Origin of the sequence: Hansschlegelia sp. (assembly GCF_035538955.1) — a bacterium.
In the GTDB taxonomy this organism is placed as follows: domain Bacteria; phylum Pseudomonadota; class Alphaproteobacteria; order Rhizobiales; family Methylopilaceae; genus Methylopila.
In genome coordinates this window covers 511,869-538,178 of the sequence record NZ_DATLJK010000015.1, presented here as the reverse complement: position 1 = coordinate 538,178, position 26,310 = coordinate 511,869, and the positions used below count along the sequence as shown (strand labels likewise).

The following is a 26,310-nucleotide window of genomic DNA, read 5'->3' as shown; positions in this document are numbered from 1 at the left end:
AGCTGATCCATAATAAGTATAAGGTTCTCGTCCGCGCCCTGCGCGGCCGGAGAGTCCGCCCTAAGATCTTCGTCCGACGCCGCTGACCAGGATGGAGATGCCGGATGAAACGTTGGGCATTGCTTTTGGGGCTGTTCTACGTCGCTCTTGCCGGGTCGGCCCTGGCCGAACCGGGCCCATTCACCGATCAGCAGGCGAATGACGGAAAAACCAAGTTCAACAACCAGTGCGCCACCTGCCATCGACCCAACCTCGAGGGCGGCCAGGGACCGGCTCTTACGGGCGACGCGTTCAAGCAGAAGTGGGCCGGCAAGCCCGTGGCCGAGTTGCGCGACTACATTCATAAGACCATGCCCCCCACGGCCCCAGGGTCGCTGACGGACGACCAGCTCGACCCGATAACCGCCTACATCCTGTCGAAGAACGGCGTGGGCCCGGGCGACGCGCCGCTGTCTGCGGGGAACGCCAGCGCGCCGTTCCCGAAGTGAGGCGGCGCGATTTCGATCCGCCGGCTGACGAGTCGCCGCACACACCATGGTACCGAGCGCCGGAAGGCGCCATATTACCTCTCAGGGCGGCGGAGCGGCGTTTTGTCTCCCTGGAATTCGTACAAAGTCGGGGTCATCACGCCTTCGCAATAGGACGCAATGTCCTATAGCTACGGGCCTTGCTGCCTCACCAAAGGCGACGGAGGAGAACGCTTGATGAGCGTTAAGACGATTGTTGCGGGCCTGTTCGTCGGCTCGGCCCTGTTCGCGGCGCCGGCCTTCGCGGGCGAAGGCCCGTTCACGGACGCTCAGGTCAAGAAGGGCCTGACCGAGTACAATACCCACTGCCGCACCTGCCATGCCAAGGATGGCAATGGCGCGCTCGGCCCGGCGCTGCATGGCGACACCTTCAAGGGTCGTTTCGGCGGGCAGAGCTGGGCGGACATCCGCAACTGGATCCACGAGAACATGCCCCAGACCGCCCCGGGCACGCTGTCGGACGACCAGCTCAACGTGCTGACGGCCTACATCATGACCCTGAACGGCTACACGGCCGGGCAGACCGAGATGTCGCCCGACGCCGCCAAGTCGGTCACGCTCGAGAAGTGATCTCCTTGCGAAGGGAGCGGCTTTGGCCGTTCCCTTCGCCTGTGAGGCGCCTATAGTCCGGGCGAAACTTCGCCCGGATTTTTCTTCATGCCCAGCCGTTCGGTCGCCAAAGGCGACCATGTCGTCCTCGTCGACGGCTCCTCCTACATTTTCCGCGCCTATCACGCGCTGCCGCCCCTCACCCGTCCGTCGGACGGGCTGCCGGTCGGCGCGGTGTCGGGCTTCTGCAACATGCTGTGGAAGCTGCTGCGCGACGCGGGCTGGGTCGATCCGACCCATCTCGGCGTGGTGTTCGACAAGTCCGAGGTCACGTTCCGCAAGGAAATCCACGAGACCTACAAGGCGAACCGCTCCGAGCCGCCCGACGACCTGATCCCGCAGTTCCCGCTGATCCGGAAGGCGACCGCCGCGTTCTCGATCGCCTGCCTCGAACAGGGCGGCTATGAGGCGGACGACCTGATCGCGACCTATGCGCGGATCGCCGCCGAGGCCGGCGCGGAGGTCACCATCGTGGGCTCCGACAAGGATCTGTTCCAGCTCGTCGGCGGCGGCGTCACGATGCTCGATCCGGTCAAGGACAAGCGCATCGGACCTGACGAGGTGTTCGAGAAGTTCGGCGTCCGTCCCGAGAAGATGATCGACCTGCAGGCGCTCGCGGGCGATTCGGTCGACAACGTGCCGGGCGTGCCGGGCATCGGCGCCAAGACCGCCGCGCAGCTGCTCGACCAGTATGGCGACCTCGAGACGCTGCTCGAGCGCGCCCACGAAATCCCCCAGCCGAAGCGGCGCGAGAACCTGATCGCGCACGCCGACCTCGCGCGGGTCTCCAAGCGCCTCGTGACGCTCGAGACCAACGTCCCGCTCGACACGCCGCTCGAAGAACTCGCGGTCCACGAACCGAACCCGACGCGGCTCGTCGCCTTCCTCAAGGCGATGGAGTTCAACACGCTGACCCGGCGCGTCGCCGAGGCGACCGGGATCGACGTCTCGAGCGTCGCGCCCGACGCCGACATGATGTCGGCCGGGCGCGCCGAGCGCGAGGAGATCGCAGCCCCCTCCCCCGACGGCGCGCCGGCCGCCGCGCGGCCGCAGGGCGCGCCGCGCCCCGCCCCCGCCTCGGGAGCGTCGGCGGAGGCCGCAAGCCCGCAGGCGCTCGCCGAGAAGCTCCGCAAGGAGGCGGCCTCCGGCGCGGTCGACCGCTCGACCTACGAGACCATCACGGATGTCGGCCGGCTCGGGGAATGGATCGAGGACGCCTGGGAGCAGGGTTTCGTCGCCATCGCGCTCGAGACCACCGGCCCCGACGTGATGCAGGCCGAGCTCGTCGGCGTCTCGCTCGCGCTCGCGCCCAACCGCGCGGCCTATGTCCCGCTCGGCCACATCTCGGCGGCGAGCGACCTCCTGTCCGAAAACCCCTCCGAGCTCGGCGACGTGCTGGAGCGCCAGATCCCGGCCAACGAAGCCCTCACGCTGCTCAAGGAGCTGCTGGAGGACGACTCGATCCTCAAGATCGGCCACGACGTCAAATACGGCCTCACCGCCTGGTCCCGCCTCGGGATCACGCTCCGGACCTATGACGACGTCATGCTGATGTCCTACGCGCTCGAATCCGGGCTCGGCGGCCAGGCGCTCGACGACCTGTCGCGCCGCCACCTGGGCCACGCCTGCATCGCCTTCGAGGAGGTCACCGGCACGGGCCGCGCCCGGCTCAACTTCGCCCAGACGGCGATCGACCGCGCCGCCGCCTATTCGGCCGAGCGCGCCGACGTCAGCCTCCGCCTCTGGCGCCTGTTCCGCCAGCGGCTCGTCGCCGAGGGCATGACGACCGTCTACGAGACGCTCGAGCGGCCGATGCCGGCCGTGCTCTCCGCCATGGAGCGCGAAGGCGTCGCGATCGAGCGCTCGCTGCTCTCGCGCCTGTCGGGCGAGCTCGCGCAGCGCATGGCGGCGCTCGAGGCCGACATCCACGCGCTCGCCGGCGAGCCGTTCAACCTCGGCTCCCCAAAGCAGCTCGGCGACATCCTGTTCGGCAAGATGCAGCTGCCGGGCGGCAAGCGGACCAAGACCGGCGCCTGGGCGACGCCCGCAAGCGCGCTCGACGAGCTCGCCGCCGCCGGGATCGAGCTCGCCGGCAAGGTGCTGGACTGGCGCCAGCTCGCCAAGCTCAAGGCGACCTACGCCGACGCGCTGCCGACCTATGTGCAGCCCGAGACGCGCCGCGTGCACACCACCTACCAGCTCGCCGCCACCACGACCGGCCGGCTGTCCTCGACCGAACCGAACCTGCAGAACATCCCCGTCCGCACCGAGGAGGGCCGAAAAATCCGCCGCGCCTTCGTGGCGCCGGAGGGCAAGAAACTGGTCTCGGCCGACTACAGCCAGATCGAGCTCCGAATCCTCGCCCACATGGCCGACATCCCGCAGCTCGTTCAGGCCTTTGCGGACGGGCTCGACATCCACGCCATGACGGCCTCAGAAATGTTCGGCGTGCCGATCGAGGGCATGGACCCGAACACCCGCCGCCGCGCCAAGGCGATCAATTTCGGCATCGTCTACGGCATCTCGGCCTTCGGCCTCGCCAACCAGCTCGGCATCGGCCGCGAGGAGGCCGGCCTCTACATCAAGACCTATTTTGAGCGGTTTCCCGGCATCCGGGACTACATGGAGGCGACAAAACAGGCCTGCCGCGACCAGGGTTTTGTGACCACCATCTTCGGCCGCAAATGCCACTACCCGCAGATCCGCGCCAAGAACCCGGCCGAGCGCGCCAATTTCGAGCGCGCCGCCATCAACGCCCCGATCCAGGGCTCTGCGGCCGACATCATCCGCCGCGCCATGATCCACATGACGCCGGCGCTGAAGGAGGCGGGCCTCTCAGCCAAGATGCTGCTGCAGGTCCATGACGAGCTGATCTTTGAGGTCGACGAGCGGGAAGTCGAAGCGACGCTGCCGGTCGTCCGCCGCGTGATGGAGCAGGCCCCGCTGCCAGCCCAGGCGCTGAGGGTCCCGCTGCAGGTCGACGCGCGGGCGGCGGACAACTGGGAGGAGGCGCATTGAGGGGGGTTTAGGGCAGCTCCTGACCCATAGGCGACCTAGGGAATGGCGCGTCGGCATAACGATGGCCCGTGAAGGCTAAGGATTTCCACAGGTTCGCGGGGAATCCGAATCGTTGCGAAGTGGTTTTTCGTGCAAGCTCTAGCGCATTGCCTCGGGCTTACGCGGTCCTCGATGTCGTACTTTTCGCAAAACTATTCGAAGCTCGCCTTCCCTATCGGCACAGACGCTAGCGACGGATTCCGCCAAGCGCAGCGTGGCGCGCTGTTTTCGCTCGGAGCGCATTTCTCGCTAAGAAGCGAGCCCGCAATCGTCACGATGCCAACTGGATCCGGGAAGACCGCCGTTCTTCAGGCGGCGGCATTTCTGCTATGCGCGCAACGGGTGCTGGTCGTCACGCCTAGTCGGCTCGTCCGCGAGCAAATCTTTGATGATTTCAAAGAGCTGAAGGTATTGAAGCGTCTTGGAGCTCTGCCGGCCGATCTCGACTGCCCTTCAGTCTTCAACGCCGACGCAAAGATTACCGATTGGGAAAGGCTTCGAGACCACGACGTCATTGTGGCGACGCCAAACAGCGCGAGTCCGGCTGTCGTTGGTGTCGCTCGTCCTCCCGTGGACTTCTTTGACTTGATCCTGGTCGACGAAGCGCATCACAGCCCCGCCTTCACGTGGACCCAACTGCTTTTAAGCTTTCCCAACGCCAAGCGGGCTTTGTTCAGTGCGACCCCATACCGCCGGGACGAGTTGGAGATCAAAGGCCGCCTGACCTTCTCATACGATCTCAAGCATGCATATGAAGATAGAGTCTTCGGCCAGATCGAGTTCCGTCCCGTCGACGGTTTCCCCGATGGAGGAGAGGACGCCGCGATTGCGCGAGAGGCAGAACGAAAGCTCCGAGAAGACCAAGCGGAGAACTTGGCGCATCGGTTGATGGTTCGAACCGACGGCCAGGCTCGCGCAAAGGAGCTGATCGCGCTTTATCAGCGATCCACGAACCTCAAGCTAAAGAAGGTTACAAGCGAGCACTCGGTTGGGCATATCAAAAATATTATAAACGCGCTCAAATCAGGCGAATTGGATGGCATAGTCTGTGTCAACATGTTGGGCGAAGGGTTCGATCTTCCGAACCTGAAGGTTGCGGCCATCCACTCACCGCACAAGTCGCTAGCAGTGACCCTCCAATTCATTGGGCGCTTCGCGAGGACGGCCGGCGAGAACCTCGGCCGCGCAACATTCATCGCTGCTCCATCCAGCATCAAGGTCGAGGCCGAAAAGCTTTACGCCGAGGGCGCGACTTGGAGTGAGATCGTCCCGAACCTGAGCGCAACGCGGGCCTTGCGAGAAGAGCGTGCGAGAGAAATCCTCGAATCGTTCGAAGGCGAACAGGAGCGCGACTATGATTTCGACGAGCTGTCACTCTACAGCCTTACCCCGTACATGCACGTTAAGGTATGGCGGCTCGAACAAGACATCCGAATCGACGAAGACATTGAGCTGCCGTCGGAGTTGAACGTCGTGTTTTCGCGGGCGAGCGAGAACTTTAGGACCGCCGTATTTGTGGCTCGGGAATATCAGCGCGTTCGGTGGTCCGATGATGACCGGCTTACGGACGTCAGAAATCATCTTTTCATCATTCATCTAAACCGTGAAAAAGGATTGCTCTTCGTGTGCGCTTCCAAGCGTCTGGATGGCACCTATCAGAGACTAAGTGAATCTATTGCCGGGAGATCTCTCAAAGGTCTCTCTACCGATGTGCTTAACCGCGTCCTCCTGGATCTAGAGGATATGAAGCTATTCAATATTGGTATGCGGAACAGAGCGGCGAACAGCACTGCCTCCGCCTACCTCACGAAAGCGGGCGGCTCGGTCGAGCGAACAATTGGCGTGGCCGAAGGACAACAGTACACCCGCGGACACTTCTTTGGCGGAGGTGTTCGTGACGGCGTCGACATAACGATCGGCGTGAGCAGCGCTTCAAAAATCTGGCAAAATAGTTCCGCACGGCTCTTCGACTTAATCGACTGGATGGATGACCTCGCCGAGCGCCTTTCAAGCAATCGTGCCGTTGTTACACACTCCGGCCTTGACCTTCTAACAACCACAACTGAGGTTAATCACCTACCGGCACCGATTTTCGCCGCTGATTGGGACAAGGATGTCTATCTTCACCCTTGGTCCGTCCTAGTCCAGGAAGGGCATCGGCGCGCTGTGCCACTCACTGATTTCGACGTGATAGTGGACCATCAAAGGTGCTCAGAGCATGAGGTGCCGGTTCGGATTGTGGGTCACGGCGTCGATTTCGGCATGATCTTCGACGTCCGCGGCGAGCCATATTTTAGGCCCGTGGCGCTGGGCGAGCCTGTCATCGTAGAACGGCACGGCGAAACGACATCGCTCGTCGACCATCTCAACGAACGCCCCTTGTCTTTCTATACGGTCGAACTCGGCCACATCCGCGGAAGCGACTACAGCCCACCGCCCGACCCTGACCAGGCTCCGTTCGATCCCGAATGCGTCGAGCCTGTGGACTTTATTGGATCGAACGTCTGCATCAACACCGAAGTCGGCAACGCTGAAGGCGGAAAGGTCTCAGTTTTTCAGTTCATCGCCAATCGATTGATCATTGGTCCGGCCATAGTCGTATTTTGTGATCATGGAAGCGGCGAGATCGCCGACTTCGTGGAGATGAATGAAGACGGCGACGAGACGTTCATCGACGTGTTCCATTGCAAAAGCACTCGGGAAGCAGCTCCCGGGGCTCGCGTCGCGGACGCCTACGAAGTCGTTGGTCAAGCCATCAAGTCTGCACGTTGGTGCGACCGGAAGCGGATTCGCGAGCGAATAGAGCATCGCATGAGAGGCGATGGTGTTAGTCGCTTTCACAAAGGCAGTCATGCCGATGTGGAGCGACTTCTGAGCAAACCACGGCCGCCAGTATTCCGAGTGACGATCGTTCAGCCCGGCTTCGCAAGCGGCCGACTGTCACCAGAGCTGAAGCAGCTCTTTGCTTCCGCGAATCTTCATCTCACATACGCCGAAGTGAAGGCTTTTAGAGTGATGGCAAGTTCTTAGGCAAGCGTCTGGACTGGGATCCGACGGTCGTAGCGTAGGACGCAGGCGCTTCCAGCTTGGCCTGCGCGGGGAGGTTCGGCGGCCAGTGCTGAGCGCACCCCCACCCGACCGCGCTCCGCGCGTCCACCCTCTCCTCTGCCAGAGAGGGAGAAGAGCGCGCTTCGGCCGAGTGCGGCACCTCTTATCCCTCCTCGCGTCCGGCGCGGACGCGCCGGGCGCGATGGATGCCCGGGTCAGGCGCGGGCATGACGCGGGAGGTTCGGGCGGGTGATCCTGAGGACACCCCACCCGGCCGGGCTTGGCCCGGCCACCCTCCCCTCTGCGAGGGAGGGAGAAGGAAGGGGCGCGCGTCTCCCTCCTCGCGGCGAAGCCGTGGGGAGGGTGGCCCCTCGCGCAGCGAGGGGGCGGGTGGGGCCTTGGGCGTAGCGCTCCACCTCGCGTCCCGGCCTTGAGCCGGGACCCAGAACCGAACCCGGCCAAAATCGCGCTCCGACGCCGCCGCCTCGTTCTGACCCCTCGGCGCGTCTGGGTTCCGGCTCAAGGCCGGAACGCGAGCGCGGCGCGCGTTCATCTCGCCGTCATGCCCGCTTGCGGGCATCCACGACTTCCTTCACGTGCTGCGACCTCGGGTCCGAAGTCGTGGATGCCCGCGCGAAGGCGCGGGCATGACGCGGGAGGATCGGCGGCTTTTATCTGCGGCCACCCCACCCGGCCGGGCTTCGCCCGTCCACCCTCCCCTCTGCGAGGGAGGGAGAAGAGCGCCCTCACCGCTTTGCGGAATAAATTCCTTGACAAACCTCCTCCGCTCCCGCACCCTCCGCTGATCCCCGCCCGCGGGGAAGCGCGTCTTCCGGAGGCGTCTGGCGATCGCGGGGGCGGGGAGCGGCGTCTGCGGGGGGTTACGCGAACCTCCCCCGGACGGCGTCGCGTCGGGGGCTTTGTCGGAGACGGCGGGGCCTCTGCTCCCGTCCGCCCGGCACTACGACCGGGACGCGAGTTGGAATCGCCTTAAGGCCGCGCGGAGCTTTCGCCTCCGCGCCGCCGGAGAGCGGGGACGCGACGCACCAAACACCGCGCGCGGGACGCCGGGAGGCCGGCATCCCCACTACCCCCAGAGCGGCGACCCGACGTCCCGCGCCTTCCCCCTCCCCGGAGGGGCGATTTTCTCGACCGGCCCAACCGCGCGTCTCCGCGCGGGCCGCGGACGCATGTCCGCCGTTCCGGCGCCCAGCCGCCAGGGCCGGCGGCGGGCTCAGTCCTCGTGGTCCGGAATCTTCAGCAGATGGCCGCAGGCCTTGCAATGCACCGCGTCCGGCTCGTGGCGCATCAGCGCGCATTGCGGGCAGGCGAAGGTCACCTTGCGGGGCCGAAAAATCGCCTGCGCCAGGCGCACGAACAGCGAGATGCCGACGATCATCGCCACCACCGAGGTGAGCCGGCCCCACGGGCCCGGCAGCGTGACGTCTCCAAAACCGGTGGTGGTCACGGTCGCGACCGTGAAGTAGAGCGCGTCGATATAGCCCGCGATGCCGTCGGCGCGGTTGGCGAAGAAGGTGTAGACGAAGCCGGTGGTGACGAACAGGAAGGTGGTGAGGTTGACCACCGCCCGCGTGGCGTCCTCCCAATGCGCGTAGCCGGCGCGGCGCATCGGCCGCCACACGACCGGGCTGCGCGACAGCGTCCACAGCCGCAGCACCCTCAGAAAGCCGAGATTGACGATCCACAGCGGCGCGAGCAGCGTGACAAAGATGAAGCCGTCGACCCAGACGTCCGGCCGCCTCAGCCAGCGTTTTGGATCGTCCGCCGCGAGCGCCCGCGCGGCGAGGTCGAGCCCGACCAGAAGGGCGATCGAGTAGTCGAGCCACAGGAAGATCGGGCCGTCGCCGAGCAGCGGGGTGGCGAGGAAGAAGCCGATGATCGCGAGATCGACGGCCACCACCGCGCACTGGAAGCGCAGCGCGTCGGGCGTCTCGCCGTGATAGAGCCGGTTCAGCCGCCGCCGCAGGCGCGAGCGCGGCGCCGCGCGGACCGGGGCGCGTTCGGAAAGCGATGCCATCGGGTCTGAGCTACAGGCGCGCGCTTCCGCCGCCACGCATTATCGCCGCAACCGCGATCAAGCCGCCGTGAACGGCGGCCTAAAGGACGGGCGGAAACGGGAAGCGGCCGGCCGCTCCCCGCTTTTTCGCCTCAGCCGGCGGGCTTACTGGCGCCAGCCGAGCCGCGACGGCTCGCCATTGCGGGCCTGGCGGGCGGCGCGCGCGTCGCGGGCGTTCTCGCGGCGCTCGGAAACCGCGCCGACATAGCCGCTGTCCTGCGTCCGGACGACCGGCGCCTGGCCCGGATAGGTCTCCTGGACGCGCGCCCAGTTGATGCCCGGATCCGCGAGCGCCGCAGTGGACGCCAGCGCGAGCGCGCCGGCGGCGATGACAAGGGTCTTCATGACCTTCTCCTGTTGTGTGGCGGCGTGAACCTCACGCGGCCAGTTCCGCCTAGTTAGTCAAGCCGCCTGACGCCGGAATAGGCGCAGCCGCCTAACCTCGTTGCATTTTTGCGCGGGCCGAGAATATCGCGTCATTTGAGCAAAGCAACGGATGATGCGCTAAAGCATCATCTGCGACTATTTTAATCGCAGATAGATTATAAGCATTCTGGGCGCCGGCTAAGCTTTGGGCGTGGCGCTTTCCACGCCGCCTGGGCAGGCGATCAGTCGACCACGCGCAGCGGCCGCGCGCCGAGCGGCGCGCCGGTCGCCGCGTCGACCGCCACGGGGCGGACCTCGGCGCCGGTCTCGGCGTCGACCAGCCGCGTCATCGGCGCGCCGCCCCCGTGGTGCTTGCGGGCCCATTCGCCGAGCAGCTGCAGCACGGGCAGGAAGTCGCGCCCGGCGGCGGTCAGCACATATTCGTCGCGCGGCGGACGCTCGCTGTAGCGGCGCTTCTCCAGAAGGCCATCCTCGGTGAGCGCCTTGAGGCGGCGCGACAGGATGTTGGGCGCGACGCCAAGACTGGCGCGGAACTGGTCAAAGCGCGTCGCGCCGAGCGCCGCGTCGCGCAGGATCAGCATGCTCCAGACGTCGCCCACCCGCGCCAGTCCGCGGCCGATCGGGCATGGCCCGCAGGAAAGTTTCTCAGTGTCCATTGCAAAAAGATATCTACTCGCTATCATATTGCAAGCGACACGTGCGCGTCGCCTCACAGGAGACTTTCCATGAATGCGGCAGTCAAAGGAACGGCGCTCGTCACCGGCGCCTCGAGCGGCATCGGCGCGACCTATGCGGAGAAGCTTTCGGCCCGAGGCTATGACGTGATCCTGGTCGCCCGCGACGCGGCGCGGCTCAACGCGCTGGCCGAGCGGATCGCGGCGGCGACCGGACGGCGCGCGGAGGTCCTTCGGGCGGACCTGACCGATCGCGCGGACCTCGCCGCCGTGGAGCGCCGGCTCGCCGAAGACGCGGCGATCACGCTGCTGGTCAACAACGCCGGCATGTCGCTGAACGGCGGTCTGCTCGACAACGAGCCTGCGGCGATCGAACGGCTGATCGCCCTCAACATCACAGCGCCGACGCTGCTGGCTTCTGCCGCCGGCAAGGCGTTCGTGGCGCGCGGCCGCGGTGGGATCGTCAATGTCGCTTCGGTGCTGGCGCTCGCGCCGGAGATGTTCGACGGCGTCTACAGCGGCTCCAAAGCCCACCTGCTGAACCTGTCGCTGTCGCTCGCGGCGCAGGTCGAGGACAAGGGCGTCCGCGTCCAGGCGGTGCTGCCCGGCGCGACGCGAACCGAAATCTGGGAGCGTTCGGGCAAGGACGTGAACGCCTTCCCGCCCGAGATGGTGATGGAGGTCAACGATCTGGTCGAGGCGAGCATTGTCGGATTCGAACGCGGCGAGACCGTTACGATCCCGCCGCTCGCCGACGAAGCCCAATGGGCAGCCTTCAACCAGGCGCGCCTTGCGATGGGCCCGGGCCTGTCGCGCCGCGAGGTTGCGGCGCGCTACCGTCGGCCGGCGGAAGCGAGCGCGGCCTGACGGGCCGTCAGTCTGTGGAGGTGAGACGTTTGCGCTCGGCGCGCGAAAGGCCGGAGTTCAGCCGGGTCACAACATAGACCACGAGCGCGACGCCGAAGCCGGCCATCAGGAACAATTCGAGCATGCCCATCACGTGTACTCCCCTGTCTGAAGACCGGCGTTGACAAGCCAGCCTTCCGCCAACGCTCTAAGGGAGCTTGGGCCGTGCGCCATCAAGACAAGCGCACGGCCGCCAATGTGGTTTCGGAAGCCATAATTTTCTTGCGCGGGCTTCGGCGCGTGTCCCGTACAGGGACGCCACAGGCGGCCTTAAGGCCGCCTGTGGACGACGGCTACTCGGCCGCCTGATCCATCGCCTTGCCGCCGGTATGGCCCGACAACACCTCTTCGGCGGTCGCGCGATGGTTCTTCACCGAACTCGTCCACTGGCCCCAGACCGCGCCGTCGATCTTGTCGCCGTTCTGGCCGAGGCTCTTGAGCCGACGCTGGTCTTCGTCGGTCAGCACCTGCTTGGGAAGCGGCGGGAGATGCGCGACGTCCGCCGCCGTCATCCCAAGCCCCTCTGCGACGCGGCCGCCATACTGGTCGTGGATCAGGAAGAAGTGCCACAGCATCCGTTCCTGCACGTCGCGCTCGCACTGGCTGAGCTGGTCGATCATGTTGTGGACGAGGTCGTCGCGCTCCCAGTCCATCATGGTGCAGAAGCGGGCCCGCGCCTGAACGTAGTCGTTGCGCCGATCGATGACGCTGCGCGTCAGCCGGCCATGGATCTCCGGCGGGTTGTTGGGCGCGTCCTCCCGGCTCTCGCTCAGGCCATTATGGATCGACGGCTCGAAATTGACGTGCGGGTTCTGCCCGGGCGCGACGTCGCGGCGGTAGGACATCTGGCCGCCGGTGAGATTAGTGGCGACGTTGGCGTGTTTGGGCTGGTTGACCGTCAGCTGGAGATAGTTGGTGCCGACCCGGTAACGCTGCGTGTCCGAGTAGGAGAAGGTCCGGCCGACCAGCATCTTGTCGTCCGAGAAGTCGAGCCCGTCGACCAGCACGCCGGTGCCCATCGCGATCTGCTCGTTCTCGTTGTGATGGTCCTCGACGTTGCGGTTGAGCGTCATGACGCCGACATGGCGGAGCGGGAAATCCTTCTCCGGCCAGATCTTGGTGTCGTCGAGCGGGTCCCACTCGAGCTCCGGATGATCATGGTCCTCCATGATCTGGACGTACATGTCCCACTGCGGGTAGTCGCCGCGCTCGATCGCGCCGTAGAGATCCTTGGAGGCGGAACCGAGATCCTTGCCCTGCACCTTCTCGGCTTCCGCCGCGGTCAGGCTCGCGACCCCGCAGCGCGGGTGGAAATGGTACTTCACCAGCACGGTCGCGCCTTCGGCGTTGACCATCTTGTAGGTATTGACCCCGAAGCCCTCCATGTGCCGGTAGCTCGCCGGTATGCCGCGCGGGCTGAACAGATGCGTCAGCATGTGCATCGATTCAGGCGTCTGGCTCATGAAGTCGAAGATGCGGTTCGGCTCCTGCCGGAAGGTGACCGGGTCCGGCTTCAACGAGTGGATCACGTCCGGGAACTTGATCGCGTCCCGGATAAAAAAGATCGCAAGGTTGTTGCCGACCAGATCCCAGTTGCCGTCCTCGGTGTAAAACTTGACCGCGAAGCCACGCGGGTCGCGAGCGACTTCCGAGGAGTCGCGGCCGCCGATGACGGTCGAGAAGCGGATCGCGAGCGGCGTCTTTTTGCCGGCTTGGTTGAACAGCTTGGCGCGGGTGTATTTGGACGCCGGTTCGTCGCCGAGCTTGCCGGTGACTTCGAGCTCGCCATAGCAGACGAAGCCGCGTGCATGGACGACCCGCTCCGGAATCCGCTCGCGGTCGAAATGCGTGATCTTCTCGAGGAACTGGTAGTTCTCGAGCGTGGCGGGACCGCGCGCGCCAACCGTCCGCTGTGACTGATTGTTGTGGATCGGGTGGCCTTGCCGGTTCGTCAGGGTCTCGCCCTGGCCCGCGTCACCCGTGCGATTGCGATCATCGCCCATCTCGTTCCTCCGTTGTGCGAGCTTTTCGTCTTCCGCCCAATCCCCTTGCGGCGGTTTTCGAGGCCGGATCGCCCGACCCAATCCAGAGGGAACGCCGGTTCGTCAGCTTTGTTTCCGCCTGCCTGAATCGTGATCTGGCCAGTCGCGCGGCGACCGGCTAAGTCCGGCCGGAGCGGGAAGACACCCATGAGCGCCGGCGTGCCAGACCTCCATACCGTGGTCCGCGAAATCGCGGACGACATGCGCGGACGTACGGACCGAGGCGAGGTCGCGAGCTACATTCCGGAGCTCGCCCGGGTCGATCCCTCGGCGTTCGGAATCGCGGTGATCGACGCCGAAGGCGAGGTCGCGGCCTGCGGCGACAGCGACACGCCGTTCTCGATCCAGAGCATCTCGAAGGTCTTCACCCTCACGCTTGCGCTCGGCAAGGCCGGCGACCGGCTGTGGCGGCGCGTCGGGCGCGAGCCGTCGGGCAGCCCGTTCAACTCGATCGTGCAGCTCGAGAACGAGCGCGGCATCCCGCGCAACCCCTTCATCAACGCCGGCGCGATCGCGGTCACGGACCTGATCCTGTCGGGCCATCAGCCGCGCGAGGCGCTCGGCGAAATCCTGCGCTTCATGCAGTTTCTGGCGGACGATTCGACCATCACGATCGACAAGGCGGTCGCGGCTTCCGAGCAGCGCACCGGCTTCCGCAACGCGGCGCTCGCGAATTACATGAAGTCCTTCGGAGTGCTCGACAATCCGGTCGCGTACACGCTCGGCGTCTACTTCCATCACTGCGCGATTGCGATGTCGTGCCGGCAGCTCGCGATGGCTGGACGCTTCCTGGCCTATGCGGGCCGCAATCCGTCGACCGGGCTCACGGTGGTGCCGCCGGAGCGCGCCCGCCGCATCAACGCGATCATGCTGACCTGCGGGCATTACGACGGCTCCGGCGAGTTCGCCTACCGGGTCGGCCTGCCGGGCAAGAGCGGGGTCGGCGGCGGCATCCTCGCGGTCGCGCCCGGCAAAGCCTCGATCGCCGTGTGGGCGCCCGGACTGGACGCCTGGGGCAACTCTCACCTCGGCCGGATCGCGCTCGAGATGCTGGCGAAGCGCATGGGCTGGTCGATCTTCGGCGCCTGAGCCGCCAGCGCTTTGATCCGGATCAACGCGGCTCGTCTGGCGCGTCGCCAGCATGCGCTTCCCAGCAGCGGAGAGGCGCGTGAACGAGAGTGTAGCCCCCGGCGCGTTCGCCGAACGCCAACCCCTGTCGCCGGACGCATTCGAGGCCGCGATCCGAGCGGTCGGCGCCGAGCGCTACCACGACAAGCACCCCTTCCACCGACTGCTCCACGGCGGCCGCCTCGACCGCGACCAGGTGCGGGCCTGGGCGCTGAACCGCTACTGCTATCAGGAGGCGGTGCCGCGCAAGGACGCGGCCTTCATCAGCCGCGTCCACGACCGCGAGCTCAGGCGCGAGTGGATCCACCGCATCCACGATCATGACGGGCTCGGCGAGGAAGCCGGTGGCATCGAGCGGTGGCTCGTGCTGACCGACGCGCTCGGCCTGTCGCGCGACTATGTGACGTCGCGGCGCGGCGCGCTGCCGGCGACGAAGTTCGCCGTCGAAGCCTATGTGCGTTTCGTCGTCGAACAGCCGCTGGTGGTGGCGGTCGCCTCGTCGCTGACGGAGCTGTTCGCGCCGGCGATCCACCGCGAGCGCATCTCGGGCATGCTGGCGAATTACGACTTCGTCGACGAGCGGGCCGTCGCCTATTTCAAGCGCCGGCTGCAGCAGGCGCCGCGGGACTCCGGCTTCGCGCTGAACTTCATCAAGACCAACGCACGGACGCGCGCGGAGCAGGACGCCTGCGTGGACGCGGTCCGGTTCAAGTGCGACGTGCTGTGGGCGCAGCTCGACGCGCTGCACCATGCCTATGTGACGCCCGGAATCACGCCGCCGGGCGCCTTCCGACCGGGCGGCGCGACAGACTGACGGAAACCCGCCGCGACTGTCCTTTGCAAGCTTCTTCACCGCCGTATGCTGGACGCGGCGGCGCCTATGCCCGCCCAACGAAGAAGGACAAGTGAGGACATGCTCAAGCAATTGTTTTCGGCCGCAGCGCTGGTCGCGCTCGCCGGCTCGCCGGCGCTCGCCGCCGAGGTCACGGAGGCGACGCCCGTCAACGCGGCGCCGGAGAAGGTGTGGGCCACGATCGGCGGGTTCTGCGGAATTGGAACCTGGCACCCGGCGGTCGAGGCCTGCGCGCTCTCGACACAGGGCGGCAAGAACATCCGGACGCTCAGCCTGAAGGGCGGCGGAACCATCGTCGAGGAAGAGGTCGGTCGCGACGACGCCCGCATGGCGTATAGCTACCGCATCCTCGAAAGCCCGCTGCCGGTGGCGAACTATGTGTCGACCATCCAGGTCGAACCGTCGGGCTCGGCCGGCTCGAAGGTCACCTGGACCGGCTCGTTCGAGCCGAAAGGCGCGAGCGAGGCCGAGGCCAAGGCCGTCATCGACGGCATTTACGTGAAGGGCCTCGCCGCCATCGTCGACAAGAGCACCTGAGCTTGGCGGCCGGAGCGCGCCGCGCTCCGGCCGATCACCCCCCGCTTAGCCGCCGCGGAAGATCTCGCGCTTGCCGGCGTGGTTCGCCGCGCCCACGATGCCTTCCTGCTCCATCCGCTCCATCAGGGAGGCGGCGCGGTTGTAGCCGATCTGCAGCCGGCGCTGGATGTAGGAGGTCGAGGCCTTCCGATCGCGCAGCACGACCGCGACCGCCTGCTCGTAGAGGTCGCCGGACTCCTCGCTGAATTCGCCGGCGTCGAACACGGCGGCGTCGGGCTCCTCGCCATCGCCGATGGCCTCCTCCTCGTCGGCTGTAACCGCCTCGAGATATTCGGGGCGGCCCTGCAGCTTGAGGTGATCGACGACCTTCTCGACCTCGGCGTCGGACACGAACGGCCCATGCACGCGGGTGATCCGCCCGCCTCCGGCCATATGCAGCATGTCGCCTTGGCCGAGCAGCTGCTCGGCGCCCATCTCCCCCAGAATGGTGCGGCTGTCGATTTTTGACGTGACCTGGAAGGAGATGCGGGTCGGGAAGTTCGCCTTGATGGTGCCGGTGATGACGTCGACCGAGGGGCGCTGGGTGGCCATGATCAGGTGGATGCCGGCCGCGCGCGCCATCTGGGCGAGGCGCTGGATCGCGCCCTCGATGTCCTTGCCCGCGACCATCATCAGGTCGGCCATCTCGTCGACGATGATGACGATGTAAGGCAGCGGAGACAGGTCCATGACCTCGTCTTCGTAGATCGGCTGGCCGGTCTCACGGTCGAAGCCGGTCTGGACCTGGCGCGTCACCGTCTCGCCGCGCGCCGTCGCCTCGGCGGCGCGGGCGTTGAAGCCGTCGATGTTGCGCACGCCGAGCTTCGACATCTTCTTGTAGCGGTCCTCCATCTCGCGGACCGCCCATTTGAGCGCGATCACCGCCTTCTTGGGATCGGTGACCACCGGCGTCAGGAGGTGCGGGATGCCTTCATAGACGGAGAGCTCCAGCATCTTCGGGTCGACCATGATCAGCCGGCACTTCTCCGGCCGGTGCATGTAGAGCAGCGACAGGATCATGGTGTTGATCGCCACCGACTTGCCCGAGCCGGTGGTGCCCGCGACCAGCAGATGCGGCATCTTCGCGAGGTCGGCGATGACGGGCTCGCCGCCGATCGTCTTGCCGAGGCAGAGCGCGAGCTTGTGCTGGGTTCCCCCGAAGGCCGGGCTCTCCAGAAGTTCGCGCAGGAACACGGTGTCACGCCGGGCGTTCGGCAACTCGACGCCGATCACGTTTCGGCCCTCGACCACGGCGACGCGCGCCGAGATCGCGGACATCGAACGGGCGATATCGGAGGCGAGCGCGATGACGCGGCTCGACTTCACGCCGGGCGCAGGCTCGAGCTCGTAAAGCGTCACGACCGGACCCGGATTGGCGTCGATGATTTCGCCGCGCACGCCGAAGTCCTGCAGGGTCTGCTGCAGCTTCACCGAGTTGCGCTCGAGCGCCTCCTCGGAGTGTTCCTCGTTCGGCTCGTTTTCGGCCGGGCGGGCGAGCAGGTCGAGCGGGGGGAGTTCGTAGACGTCAGAGGCCTTCGCGGAGGATCGCGGCGCGCTCGGCCGCGCGACTTGCGCGGGCGCGACCGGAGCGGCGGTCTCGGCCTCTTTGGCCTCCACGGCGGCGACCGGCCGGCGCGCCGGGGTGGCGCGCGCAGGGCTCGCGGCCGGGGCCGCAGGCGGCGCGACGGCGGGCCGCGGCGGCTCCGCCCAGCCGAAGGACGCCCTGTAGGTCACCGGCGCGAAGCTCGCGAAGGGCTGCCCGAGCGAGCCGGTCAGGAAGGAGCCGACGGTCGCGCCCGCCTCCGCGGCCGGATCTTCTTCCGGGGCGGAGCTGCGCCGGTTGTCCTGAATCTCGGTCCGGAGCGGCGCCGGCGGCTCGCCCACGCGGATGGTGTGCTTCAGCCGGCGGATCGTCTGCGGCGCTGCGCGGACGGGGCCGGCCTCGCCCTCGAACGCCATGCCGGACATCGCTTCGGCGGCGGCTTCCGGTTCAATCGGGTGGGCCGCCTCGGGAATCGTCGGAAGGCGATGGCGGCCGCGGAGGATGCTGTCCGGCGTGCGGGTGAAGCGCGTGTTGGGGCCGCTGGCGAACGGCCGAAGCCAGCTCGGGATCGGCAGCGAAGGCGCGCTGGGCTCGGCCGGCGGCGTGACCGCTTCGGGCGCGGGGTCTGCGGATCGCCGCTGGCGCAGCATCGCGTCGGGCGTGCGTCCCACGCGGACCTCGCCGGGCGCTCTCCCGACCGCCGACTCGACGTCTTCGGAAGCTGGCGGCCGCCCGGTGAAACGCATGACTCGCAACCCTTCTCGAAGCGGCCTCTGCGCCGCTTTTTCCGTCGCTCCATAAGGAAGGGTCAGCGTTAACGAAGGATGGACCGCGGCCGCTTCGCGCCGGCTGTCCACAGCGGCGAGCCGTTCATTCGGCGCTTCTGGGAATTGGAAGAATTCAAATAGCGCGCAATATCTCCTTCGCGCGGAGATCCGCGCGAAGAGCGGCCGATCGCGCAAGACGGTCGGCGCGACAGCCCGGCTACGTCCGCGGGCGCGGCCGACACAGGGAGGAGCTACGGGATGCTACGTTCACTTGCGCTGGCGGCGGTTGCGCTGGCGGTCTCGTCCGGCTGGGCGATGGCCCAAGACGCCGCCGCAGGACAGAAGGTGTTCGCGCGCTGCAAGTCGTGCCACGAGGTCGGGCCGGACGCGAAGGCGAAGGTCGGCCCGCCCCTGCAGGGCGTCGTCGGACGGCCTGCAGGAAGCGTCGAGGGCTTCGCCTATAGCGACGCCATGAAGGCGAAGGCGCCTGAGATCGGCGCCTGGGATGAGGCCAAGCTGTCGGCGTATCTGACCGATCCGAGCGCCTATCTCGGCGGACCGAGCAAGATGACGCTCAAGCTCGCGAACGAGAAGGACCGGCAGAACGTCATCGCCTATCTGGCCACCCAGAAGTAGCCGACGGCGCGACGATGGGATCCGTCACGGTCGGCGCGCCGGCCGTGACGCCTCACGCCATGCGGTCGACAGTCTGACCAGTATCGGGCGGCGTCTGCGCCTTGGCCGTCTCTGCGGTCTGGGCCACGAAAGCGGCCATCGCCTGCTGCTGCTGGTTTGCGACCTTCAGCGCCGCGACCGCGAAGCCGTCGCGGGTCTGCTGCGCTATGCCGGCGACCGCCGAGGCGGCGAGAGAACTCGTGTCCATCCGGGCCGCTTCATGCGGTGACGTCCGGACGTTGATACTGCGCCTGTTAAGGAATGCTGAAGCGGCGGAAGCGCGCCTCGCCCGTCGGATCAGCGCGTCGGGACCGGGTGCTCGCCGCGGTAGTCGTAGAAGCCGCGCTGCGTCTTCCGCCCGAGCCAGCCGGCCTCGACATATTTCACCAGCAGCGGACACGGCCGGTACTTCGAGTCCGCCAGGCCGTCATGCAGGACCTGCATGATCGACAGGCAGGTGTCGAGCCCGATGAAATCGGCGAGCTGCAGCGGCCCCATCGGATGGTTCGCGCCGAGACGCATCGCCGTGTCGATGGCGTCGACCGAGCCTACGCCTTCATACAGCGTGTAGATCGCCTCGTTGATCATCGGCAGCAGGATGCGGTTGACCATGAAGGCCGGAAAATCCTCCGACACCGCAACCGTCTTGCCGAGCTTGTCGATCAGCTGCTTCGCGGCCTCGAAAGTCTCGTCCTCGGTCGCGATCCCGCGGATCAGCTCGACGAGCTGCATCAGCGGCACCGGATTCATGAAGTGGATGCCGATGAAGCGCTCGGGCCGGTCGGTCGAGGCGGCCAGCCGGGTAATCGAGATCGACGAGGTGTTGGTGGCCACCATCGCGTCCGGCTTCAGCGACGGGCAGAGATCGGAGTAGATCTTGCGCTTGATCTGCTCGTCTTCCGTCGCGGCCTCGATGACGATGTCGCAGTCGCCCAGCGCCTTGAAGTCGCTGGCGAGCGCAATCCGCTTCAGAGCCGCCTTGCGATCCTCGTCGCTGATCGCGCCCTTGCCGGCCTGGCGCTGCATGTTGGAGTCGATCAGGGACAGGCCCGCCTGGGCGCGTTCAGGCGAGATGTCGTTCAGCGTGATGTCGAGGCCCGCGAGCGAGCAGACATGCGCGATGCCGCTGCCCATCTGCCCCGCGCCGATGACGCCGATCTTGCGAATTTCCATCGGCTTGATGCCCGTCTGACCGTCACTGCTACCCGCGCCGAGGCGATGGCCCCGGCGGGGCGCGATCTTACGTGCCGCGCCGCACAATGCCAGCGCCGCGACCGTCGTTCCTACCAAAGTCTGGCGCCTGGTGCGCCAGACGCGTCACTTGCCGGCCTTGGCCAGCTCCTCGCGAAGCTCCGGAACGGCCTGGAAGAGATCCGCCACCAGCCCGTAGTCCGCGACCTGGAAGATCGGGGCTTCCTCGTCCTTGTTGATCGCGACGATCACCTTGGAGTCCTTCATGCCGGCGAGGTGCTGGATCGCGCCTGAAATGCCGAGCGCGATGTAGAGCTCAGGCGCCACCACCTTGCCGGTCTGGCCGACCTGCTGGTCGTTCGGCGCGTAGCCGGCGTCCACCGCTGCGCGGCTCGCCCCGATCGCCGCGCCGAGCTGGTCGGCGAGCGGCTCGATGACCTCCTTGAACTTGTCCGCCGACCCCATGGCGCGCCCGCCGGACACGATGATCTTCGCCGAACCGAGCTCCGGACGGTCGGACTGCGTCAGCTCCTCGCCGACGAAGCTCGAGAGGCCCGGGTCCGCCGCCGTCGCGATCTCCTCGATCGCCGCCGCGCCGCCCTGCCCGGTCGCCTGGAAGGTCGAGGTCCGCACCGTCACGACCTTCTTCGGGTCGGTCGATTTCACCGTCTGGATTGCATTGCCGGCATAGACCGGCCGCTCGAACGTATCCGGCGCCTCGACCTTCGAGATGTCGGAGATCTGCATCACGTCGAGCTTTGCCGCGACGCGCGGCAGCACGTTCTTGCCGGTGGTGGACGACGAGGCGACGAGCGCGTCATAGCCGTCCATCAGGCCGAGGATGAGCTCCGCGACCGGCTCGGCCAGCCCATGCGCGTAAATCTCGTCCGAGGCGATCAGCACCTTCTCGACGCCCTCGAGCGCCGCGGCCTGCTCGGCGGCGCCGCGGGGCGCCTTGCCGGCGATCAGGATGTGAACCGGCTCGCCGATCTGGCGGGCCGCCGTCAGCGCCTTGGCGGTGGCGTCGCCGAGCGCGTCCTCGTGATGATCTGCGAACAGCAGGGTCGCCATGTCAGATCGCTCCCGCTTCGTTCTTGAGCTTCTCGACGAGTTCGGCCACCGAACCAACCTTGGCGCCGGCCTGTCGCTTGGGGGGTTCAGCCGTCTTCAGCACCTGGAGGCGCGGCGTCACGTCGACGCCCAGATCGGCCGCCGACTTCTCGTCGAGCGGCTTCTTCTTCGCCTTCATGATGTTCGGCAGCGAGGCGTAGCGCGGCTCATTGAGGCGCAGATCCGTCGTCACGACGGCCGGCAGCTTCAGCGAGACGGTCTGGAGCCCGCCATCGACCTCGCGCGTCACCTGGACGCTGTCGGCCTCGGGCGAGACCTTCGAGGCGAAGGTGCCCTGCGGCCAGCCGAGCAGCGCGGCCAGCATCTGGCCCGTCTGGTTACAATCGTCGTCGATCGCCTGCTTGCCCATGACGACCAGGCTGGGCTGCTCTTCCTCGACGATCTTGGCCAGGAGCTTGGCGACGCCGAGCGGCTCGGTCGGACCGTCGGTCTTCACCAGGATGCCGCGGTCGGCGCCCATCGCGAGGCCGGTGCGGATCGTCTCGGCGGCCTGGGCGGGACCAATGGAGACGATGACGATCTCGGTCGCCTTGCCGGCTTCCTTGAGCCGGAGCGCCTCCTCGACGGCGATCTCGTCGAAGGGGTTCATCGACATCTTGACGTTGGCGAGCTCGACGCCCGAGCCGTCCGGCTTCACCCGGATCTTGACGTTGTAGTCGACCACTCGCTTGACCGGCACAAGTACCTTCATCGGGCCTCTTCACCTCGGGAGGATGATCGCGCAGCAACGCCGGAACGCATCGGCCGAAGCCGCGCGGGCGCGCGGCCGCCTTCAGACGACGGGCGGGCGAAAGCGCGCGGACAGTAGGAGCCCGGCCGCGCCCAAGTCAACGCGCGACGCGACCGCAGAAAGTCTAGGCCGGTCCTTCCATGGCCTCGTCTCCGCGGCGCTCTATGCGCGCCGCGAGGTCCCGGTCGAACAGCCTCACCTCGGGCCGCTTCAGCGCGACGACCAGCACCGCGCCGGTGAGGAAGCCGCCGACATGCGCCCACCACGCGACCTGCTCCTGGCCCGCGAGCAGCGCGTTGCCAGCCTGGAACACGACCCAGGCGCCGATGATCCAGAACGCGCGCAGGCGCACCGGAAACCGGTAGAACACCAGCACCCAGACCTTCACCTGCGGATGCAGCATCACATAGGCGGCGATCACGCCCGCCACGACGCCCGAGGCGCCGACCAGCGGCGCGTCGCCATTGGCGGCGCCCATCGCGTGAGCAAGGCCCGCGCCGACGCCGCACAGCAGCAGAAAGACGATGTAGCGCAGATGCCCGAGGTCGTCCTCGACATTGTCGCCGAAGGCCCTGAGGAACAGCATGTTGCCGACGAGGTGCAGCAGCCCGCCGTGCAGGAACAGCGAGGTGACGAGGGTCGTCCAGGCGGGCGCAACCGCATAGCCCTCTGGCAGCACCGCTTCCGAAAACAGAACGCTCGGAATCAGCCCGAATGACACCACCGCCCCCGGATGCGCGGGGAGGATCCATCCGGACTGAACGAAAACGTAGACGAGGATGCACGCGGCCATAAAGCCGTAGTTCACCCAGGGCAGCCGGATTCGGCGGACCGGGGCGTCGTCCAGGAGAGGGACGAACATGGCGGCGTCTCGTCTTCCAGGCGCGATCGCCTGCGTCATCCGGAATATGAAGACGCCGGGCGCCGGCTCCAAGGGCCGGCGCGGCTTCGACGCCCGATCCTGGCTCTAGCGTGTCTTTCCGGGCGCCCAAAGCACGTCGCCGGCGCCGAGATTGGCGACGCGCGCGGCCACGAACAGGTAGTCGGAGAGCCGGTTGACGTAGCGCAGCGCCGCCGACGAGACGGCTTCGCGCGCGGCGAGCGCCGTCATCAGCCGCTCGGCCCGCCGCGCCACGGTGCGGGCCATGTGGAGATGCGCCGCAAGCGGCGTTCCGGCCGGCAGAACGAAGGATTTCAACGGCTCGAGCCGCGCGTTCAGGGCGTCGATGTCCTGTTCGAGCCGAGCGACCTGGCTGTCCACGATGCGCAGCGGCTCATAGCCGAGGTCCTTGCCGTCCTCCGGCGTGGCGAGGTCGGCGCCGAGGTCGAACAGCTCGTTCTGGATGCGCGCCAGCGCCGCGTCGATCTCAGGCTCGGCGGCCGCATGAAGCCGCGCCAGGCCGAGCGTCGCGTTGGTCTCGTCGACCGCGCCATAGCTCTCGACCCGCAAATCGTGCTTCGGCCGGCGCGGGCCGGCGGCGAGGCCGGTGGTGCCGTCGTCGCCGGTGCGGGTGTAGATCTTGTTGAGCTTGACCATGGCGTCAGCGGCCCATCGCCCAGACGGTGATCATGATCACCACGATCGCCACGAACTGCAGGATGACGCGCCAGCGCATCAGCTTCTGCGACAGGTTCGGGCTGCCGCCGCGGGTCATGTTGAACAGGCCGATGAGCAGGACGATCGCCACCGCGCCAACGGCGACCGGCACGGCGAAATTGGCGAGGAACGTGGACATCGCGGCACTCTCGGGAGGCGGAAGGGCGAGGCGCGGCCGGAAAGCCGCCTCAACCGTTGAGGTAGAGGATCGACCCGTTCAGGACGGCCGCGAAGCTCACCCAGGCGAGGTACGGATAAAGCAGCGCCGCGGCCGGACCGTCTATCCGACGAAAGCGCGCGATCGTCCAGACGATCGCCGGCAGCAGCAGAAGGATGTCGACGAGCCCGAGCAGCGGGCTCCGCGCCGTGAAGAAGGCGAACGACCAGCCGATGTTGAGCGCGAGCTGGACGCCGAACGCCATGAGCGCAGCGCGTAATGCGCCGCCCGAGCCGCGCACGCAGACGCGCCATAGCGCAAGCGCCATCAGGGCGAACAGCAGAGTCCAGGCGATCGGAAAGGCGACGTTGGGCGGATTGAAGGGCGGCTTCCGCAGCCCCTCGTACCAGGGCGCGATGTTGGGCGTTGTGGCGACGGAGCCGAGCCCGGCGGCGGCGAAGCAGACGGCGAGCGCCGCGGCCAGGATCAGCAGGGAGCGCGGCGAGAGCCAGGCCGAGCCTCTGGCGGCCGCCGGAGTCATTCGACCGCTCCGCCCGGCCGGAGCGTCGCGGTCACGTCCGCACCCCTTCCGCGGTCACTTCGGCCTCCGGCTCCTCCCGGTCGAGCGAAGGCAGCGGCTCGCCATAGATCACGGCCTCGAAGGCCCGCAGACGCTTGTAGACCGACAGCAGCTCCACGATCGTGGTCCAGGAGTTGATGAGATACTGGAACGAGCTCCGCACCTGCTCGAAGGCGCTGAGGATCTGCTGCATCGGCCCCAGCGTGATCTTGCCCGCCACGATGGTCGGGGCCAGCACGATGTAAGGGAAGATGTTGTCGACCTGCAGGTAGGAGATGCGGGCGACGTTGAAGTAGGCGTAGTGGAAGTACAGCCGGAAGTAGTTGTGCCGAACCCAGGAGAACAGCTCACGCACGGTCTGCGGCTGCGCTCGCTCGGGATCGTCCTCGCCGTAGACGAGCTCCTTGCGGTAGGCGGCTTCCACGCGCTGGTTGCGGAACTGCAGGCCGGGCAGCTTGATGCCGATGAGGGCGAGGAAGCCGGTGCCGACGATCGACCAGAGCAGCGCCATCACCACCAGCGGATGTGGCACGGCGCCGATGAGCGGAACCTCGGTGACCGGCGCGGACAGCCTGACCAGCACAGGCAGGAACGCGATCAGCGTCATGATCGAGTCGACGAAGCTGACGCCGAGGCCCTCGACGATGGTCGAGAAGCGCATGGTGTCTTCCTGCACGCGCTGCGAGGCGCCCTCGATATGTCGCAGCCGGGGCCAGTGCTCCATGTAGAAGTCGTTCATCGCGGTGCGCCAGCGGAAGATGTAGTGGCTGACGAAGAACCGGGTCAGCACGCCGACCAGGACGGCGATCATCGCGATGCCCATGAAGGCGATGAGCTCGCTGTAGAATTCGCCGAGCGTGACCGGCCGCGCCTTCGACAGCGCGGCCTGCACGAGGTCGTAGAACGGGCCGTACCAGGCATTGATGGCGACGGAGACCTGCACCTGGAAGTAGGTGGTGAACAGGATCAGGGCCGAGCCGAGGATCGACCACGGAGCCCACGGGTGCGGCGACAGCGTCATCCATGCGGCGGCGAACAGCCCGACCGCGGCGGCGTAGTAGATGTAGAACCAGATGAACGGCCCGGTGACGAACACCGCCGGTCCGATCACGGGCGGCGCGCCCGGCGCCGGATAGGAGAGGCCGATGACCCTCCCGAGCTCCGAGCCGCCTGCGAACCAGACCCCGGCGGCGATCGCCGTCCAGATCACGACGGACAGGAAGAACGGGCGAGGGTTGGGGAAGAACGATACGAACACGTCGGCGCCGAGCCTCCGGTGAGAGCAGCGCACCGCGATAGACCTGCTGAAGGGCGAGGGCAAATCACGCGCGGACGACCGGTCCGGCCATGAGGATCGTGGCGCAGGATGAGGTGCGCGGCGTGATCGGCCGCGGCCGGATCGCCACCGTCTACGAGCTCCCCGACGGGCGCGCGCTCAAGGCCTATCCGTCGCGGATCAAGCCCGCCTTCGTGGAGCGCGAATACGCCGTGACGCGCGCCGTGCGGGACGCGGGCGGCCCGGCGTGGCGGGTGGACGAGATGGTCGCGTGCTTCGGCGGCCTTGGCATCGTGGGCGAGCGGGTGGTCGGCGAAACGCTCGGCGCGCGCGCCCGGCGGTCGCTGACGGAGGCCGTCCGGGTCGCGGCGGCGCTCGCCGAGGCCAATGTCCGGGTGGCGCGCACGCCGCTCCTCGACGCCGCTCTCGTCGAGCGCCGCTGGCGGCGCGAGACCTATCTGAAGATGGGGACCTACGGCGCGCGCGTGATGGCCGACATCGGCCTCTGCCACGGCGACCTCAACCTGAACAACGTGATCGTCCGGCCGGACGGCGCCCTGGTCGTGCTGGACTGGGCGCTCGCCTTCCGGGGCCCTGTGGTGGCCGACATGTGCCGGTCCAACCGCAGCCTCCGCAAGACCCTGCTGCGCGGCGAGACGGGCCGCCTCGCCGGCGGGGCGAAACGCGCGGTCGCGCTGTGGCACCAGATTCTGGTCTGCCGCCGCATGCGCTGGCCGATGCTGAAGCTCTGAAGCGCCGCCCGTGCGCAATCGCCGCGG

Annotated in this window: 25 protein-coding genes; 10 read left to right on the top strand and 15 right to left on the bottom strand. The window is 67.1% G+C overall.

The features are described from left to right. Positions 1–104: 104 nt before the first annotated feature. The 4 genes from VM780_RS14590 to VM780_RS14575 all read left to right on the top strand — a co-directional run bounded on the left by VM780_RS14590 (position 105) and on the right by VM780_RS14575 (position 7,223). The gene (locus VM780_RS14590) at positions 105–488 is read left to right on the top strand and encodes a cytochrome c (RefSeq protein ID WP_325448561.1); all 384 of its coding nucleotides are present in this window, start codon (positions 105–107) and stop codon (positions 486–488) included. A 216-nt stretch (positions 489–704) separates the two neighbouring features. Then, positions 705–1,097 (top strand): cytochrome c, encoded by a 393-nt coding sequence (locus VM780_RS14585; protein ID WP_325448559.1) that lies wholly within the window; start codon positions 705–707, stop codon positions 1,095–1,097. Between the two features lie 87 nt (positions 1,098–1,184). Next, positions 1,185–4,154, top strand: a complete 2,970-nt coding sequence (gene polA, locus VM780_RS14580; RefSeq protein WP_325448557.1) for a DNA polymerase I — start codon at positions 1,185–1,187, stop codon at positions 4,152–4,154. Positions 4,155–4,325: 171 nt separating this feature from the next. Further along, positions 4,326–7,223: a DEAD/DEAH box helicase gene (locus tag VM780_RS14575; protein ID WP_325448555.1), complete on the top strand. Its 2,898-nt coding sequence runs from the start codon at positions 4,326–4,328 to the stop codon at positions 7,221–7,223. Positions 7,224–8,475: 1,252 nt separating this feature from the next. Here the strand turns inward: VM780_RS14575 and VM780_RS14570 are convergent. From VM780_RS14570 to VM780_RS14560, 3 genes are all read right to left on the bottom strand, one after another. Continuing rightward, a complete protein-coding gene (locus VM780_RS14570; RefSeq protein WP_325448553.1) occupies positions 8,476–9,279 on the bottom strand; it encodes a potassium channel family protein in 804 nt (267 codons plus the stop codon). A gap of 144 nt (positions 9,280–9,423) precedes the next feature. Then, complete coding sequence (locus tag VM780_RS14565; protein ID WP_325448551.1) at positions 9,424–9,663, bottom strand: hypothetical protein; 240 nt, start codon at positions 9,661–9,663, stop codon at positions 9,424–9,426. 263 nt (positions 9,664–9,926) lie between these two features. Continuing rightward, positions 9,927–10,361: a helix-turn-helix domain-containing protein gene (locus VM780_RS14560; protein WP_325448549.1), complete on the bottom strand. Its 435-nt coding sequence runs from the start codon at positions 10,359–10,361 to the stop codon at positions 9,927–9,929. Positions 10,362–10,430: 69 nt separating this feature from the next. Between VM780_RS14560 and VM780_RS14555 the strand changes: the two genes are divergently transcribed. Then, on the top strand, positions 10,431–11,246 hold the full coding sequence (locus tag VM780_RS14555) for an SDR family oxidoreductase (RefSeq protein ID WP_325448547.1): 816 nt from the start codon (positions 10,431–10,433) through the stop codon (positions 11,244–11,246). A gap of 7 nt (positions 11,247–11,253) precedes the next feature. On the opposite strand, the gene VM780_RS14550 is transcribed toward VM780_RS14555, so the two are convergent. Both VM780_RS14550 and VM780_RS14545 read right to left on the bottom strand, forming a co-directional pair. After that, the gene (locus VM780_RS14550; protein WP_325448545.1) at positions 11,254–11,376 is read right to left on the bottom strand and encodes a hypothetical protein; all 123 of its coding nucleotides are present in this window, start codon (positions 11,374–11,376) and stop codon (positions 11,254–11,256) included. Between the two features lie 202 nt (positions 11,377–11,578). Then, complete coding sequence (locus tag VM780_RS14545; protein WP_325448544.1) at positions 11,579–13,288, bottom strand: catalase; 1,710 nt, start codon at positions 13,286–13,288, stop codon at positions 11,579–11,581. Between the two features lie 186 nt (positions 13,289–13,474). On the opposite strand from VM780_RS14545, the gene VM780_RS14540 reads away from it, so the two are divergent. From VM780_RS14540 to VM780_RS14530, 3 genes are all read left to right on the top strand, one after another. Continuing rightward, positions 13,475–14,416, top strand: coding sequence for a glutaminase (locus VM780_RS14540; RefSeq protein ID WP_325448542.1), 942 nt, complete (start codon positions 13,475–13,477; stop codon positions 14,414–14,416). 79 nt (positions 14,417–14,495) lie between these two features. Continuing rightward, on the top strand, positions 14,496–15,269 hold the full coding sequence (gene pqqC, locus VM780_RS14535; protein WP_325448540.1) for a pyrroloquinoline-quinone synthase PqqC: 774 nt from the start codon (positions 14,496–14,498) through the stop codon (positions 15,267–15,269). 99 nt (positions 15,270–15,368) lie between these two features. Beyond that, on the top strand, positions 15,369–15,845 hold the full coding sequence (locus VM780_RS14530; protein WP_325448538.1) for an SRPBCC family protein: 477 nt from the start codon (positions 15,369–15,371) through the stop codon (positions 15,843–15,845). A 45-nt stretch (positions 15,846–15,890) separates the two neighbouring features. On the opposite strand, the gene VM780_RS14525 is transcribed toward VM780_RS14530, so the two are convergent. Beyond that, complete coding sequence (locus tag VM780_RS14525) at positions 15,891–18,173, bottom strand: DNA translocase FtsK (RefSeq protein ID WP_325448536.1); 2,283 nt, start codon at positions 18,171–18,173, stop codon at positions 15,891–15,893. 279 nt (positions 18,174–18,452) lie between these two features. Here VM780_RS14525 and VM780_RS14520 point away from each other — a divergent pair, with 279 nt between their 5' ends. Then, entirely contained in the window at positions 18,453–18,830 is a 378-nt protein-coding gene (locus VM780_RS14520) for a cytochrome c family protein (RefSeq protein ID WP_325448534.1), read from the top strand. A gap of 52 nt (positions 18,831–18,882) precedes the next feature. On the opposite strand, the gene VM780_RS14515 is transcribed toward VM780_RS14520, so the two are convergent. The 9 genes from VM780_RS14515 to sbmA all read right to left on the bottom strand — a co-directional run bounded on the left by VM780_RS14515 (position 18,883) and on the right by sbmA (position 25,513). Beyond that, the gene (locus tag VM780_RS14515) at positions 18,883–19,077 is read right to left on the bottom strand and encodes a hypothetical protein (RefSeq protein ID WP_325448532.1); all 195 of its coding nucleotides are present in this window, start codon (positions 19,075–19,077) and stop codon (positions 18,883–18,885) included. A gap of 89 nt (positions 19,078–19,166) precedes the next feature. Then, positions 19,167–20,042, bottom strand: coding sequence for a 3-hydroxybutyryl-CoA dehydrogenase (locus tag VM780_RS14510; RefSeq protein WP_325448530.1), 876 nt, complete (start codon positions 20,040–20,042; stop codon positions 19,167–19,169). 144 nt (positions 20,043–20,186) lie between these two features. Further along, positions 20,187–21,131 carry an electron transfer flavoprotein subunit alpha/FixB family protein gene (locus VM780_RS14505; protein ID WP_325448528.1) on the bottom strand — a complete coding sequence of 315 codons (945 nt, stop codon included), beginning with the start codon at positions 21,129–21,131 and terminating at the stop codon, positions 20,187–20,189. Between the two features lies 1 nt (position 21,132). Further along, entirely contained in the window at positions 21,133–21,882 is a 750-nt protein-coding gene (locus VM780_RS14500; protein WP_325448526.1) for an electron transfer flavoprotein subunit beta/FixA family protein, read from the bottom strand. Between the two features lie 163 nt (positions 21,883–22,045). After that, on the bottom strand, positions 22,046–22,783 hold the full coding sequence (locus VM780_RS14495) for a rhomboid family intramembrane serine protease (RefSeq protein ID WP_325448524.1): 738 nt from the start codon (positions 22,781–22,783) through the stop codon (positions 22,046–22,048). Positions 22,784–22,888: 105 nt separating this feature from the next. Beyond that, positions 22,889–23,458 carry a cob(I)yrinic acid a,c-diamide adenosyltransferase gene (locus tag VM780_RS14490; RefSeq protein WP_325448522.1) on the bottom strand — a complete coding sequence of 190 codons (570 nt, stop codon included), beginning with the start codon at positions 23,456–23,458 and terminating at the stop codon, positions 22,889–22,891. Between the two features lie 4 nt (positions 23,459–23,462). After that, positions 23,463–23,657: a twin transmembrane helix small protein gene (locus tag VM780_RS14485; RefSeq protein ID WP_325448520.1), complete on the bottom strand. Its 195-nt coding sequence runs from the start codon at positions 23,655–23,657 to the stop codon at positions 23,463–23,465. Between the two features lie 49 nt (positions 23,658–23,706). After that, positions 23,707–24,216, bottom strand: coding sequence for a TspO/MBR family protein (locus VM780_RS14480; protein ID WP_325448518.1), 510 nt, complete (start codon positions 24,214–24,216; stop codon positions 23,707–23,709). A gap of 31 nt (positions 24,217–24,247) precedes the next feature. Next, positions 24,248–25,513 carry a peptide antibiotic transporter SbmA gene (gene sbmA, locus VM780_RS14475; RefSeq protein ID WP_325448516.1) on the bottom strand — a complete coding sequence of 422 codons (1,266 nt, stop codon included), beginning with the start codon at positions 25,511–25,513 and terminating at the stop codon, positions 24,248–24,250. Between the two features lie 89 nt (positions 25,514–25,602). Here sbmA and VM780_RS14470 point away from each other — a divergent pair, with 89 nt between their 5' ends. Then, positions 25,603–26,283: a phosphotransferase gene (locus tag VM780_RS14470; RefSeq protein ID WP_325448514.1), complete on the top strand. Its 681-nt coding sequence runs from the start codon at positions 25,603–25,605 to the stop codon at positions 26,281–26,283. Positions 26,284–26,310 lie beyond the last annotated feature (27 nt).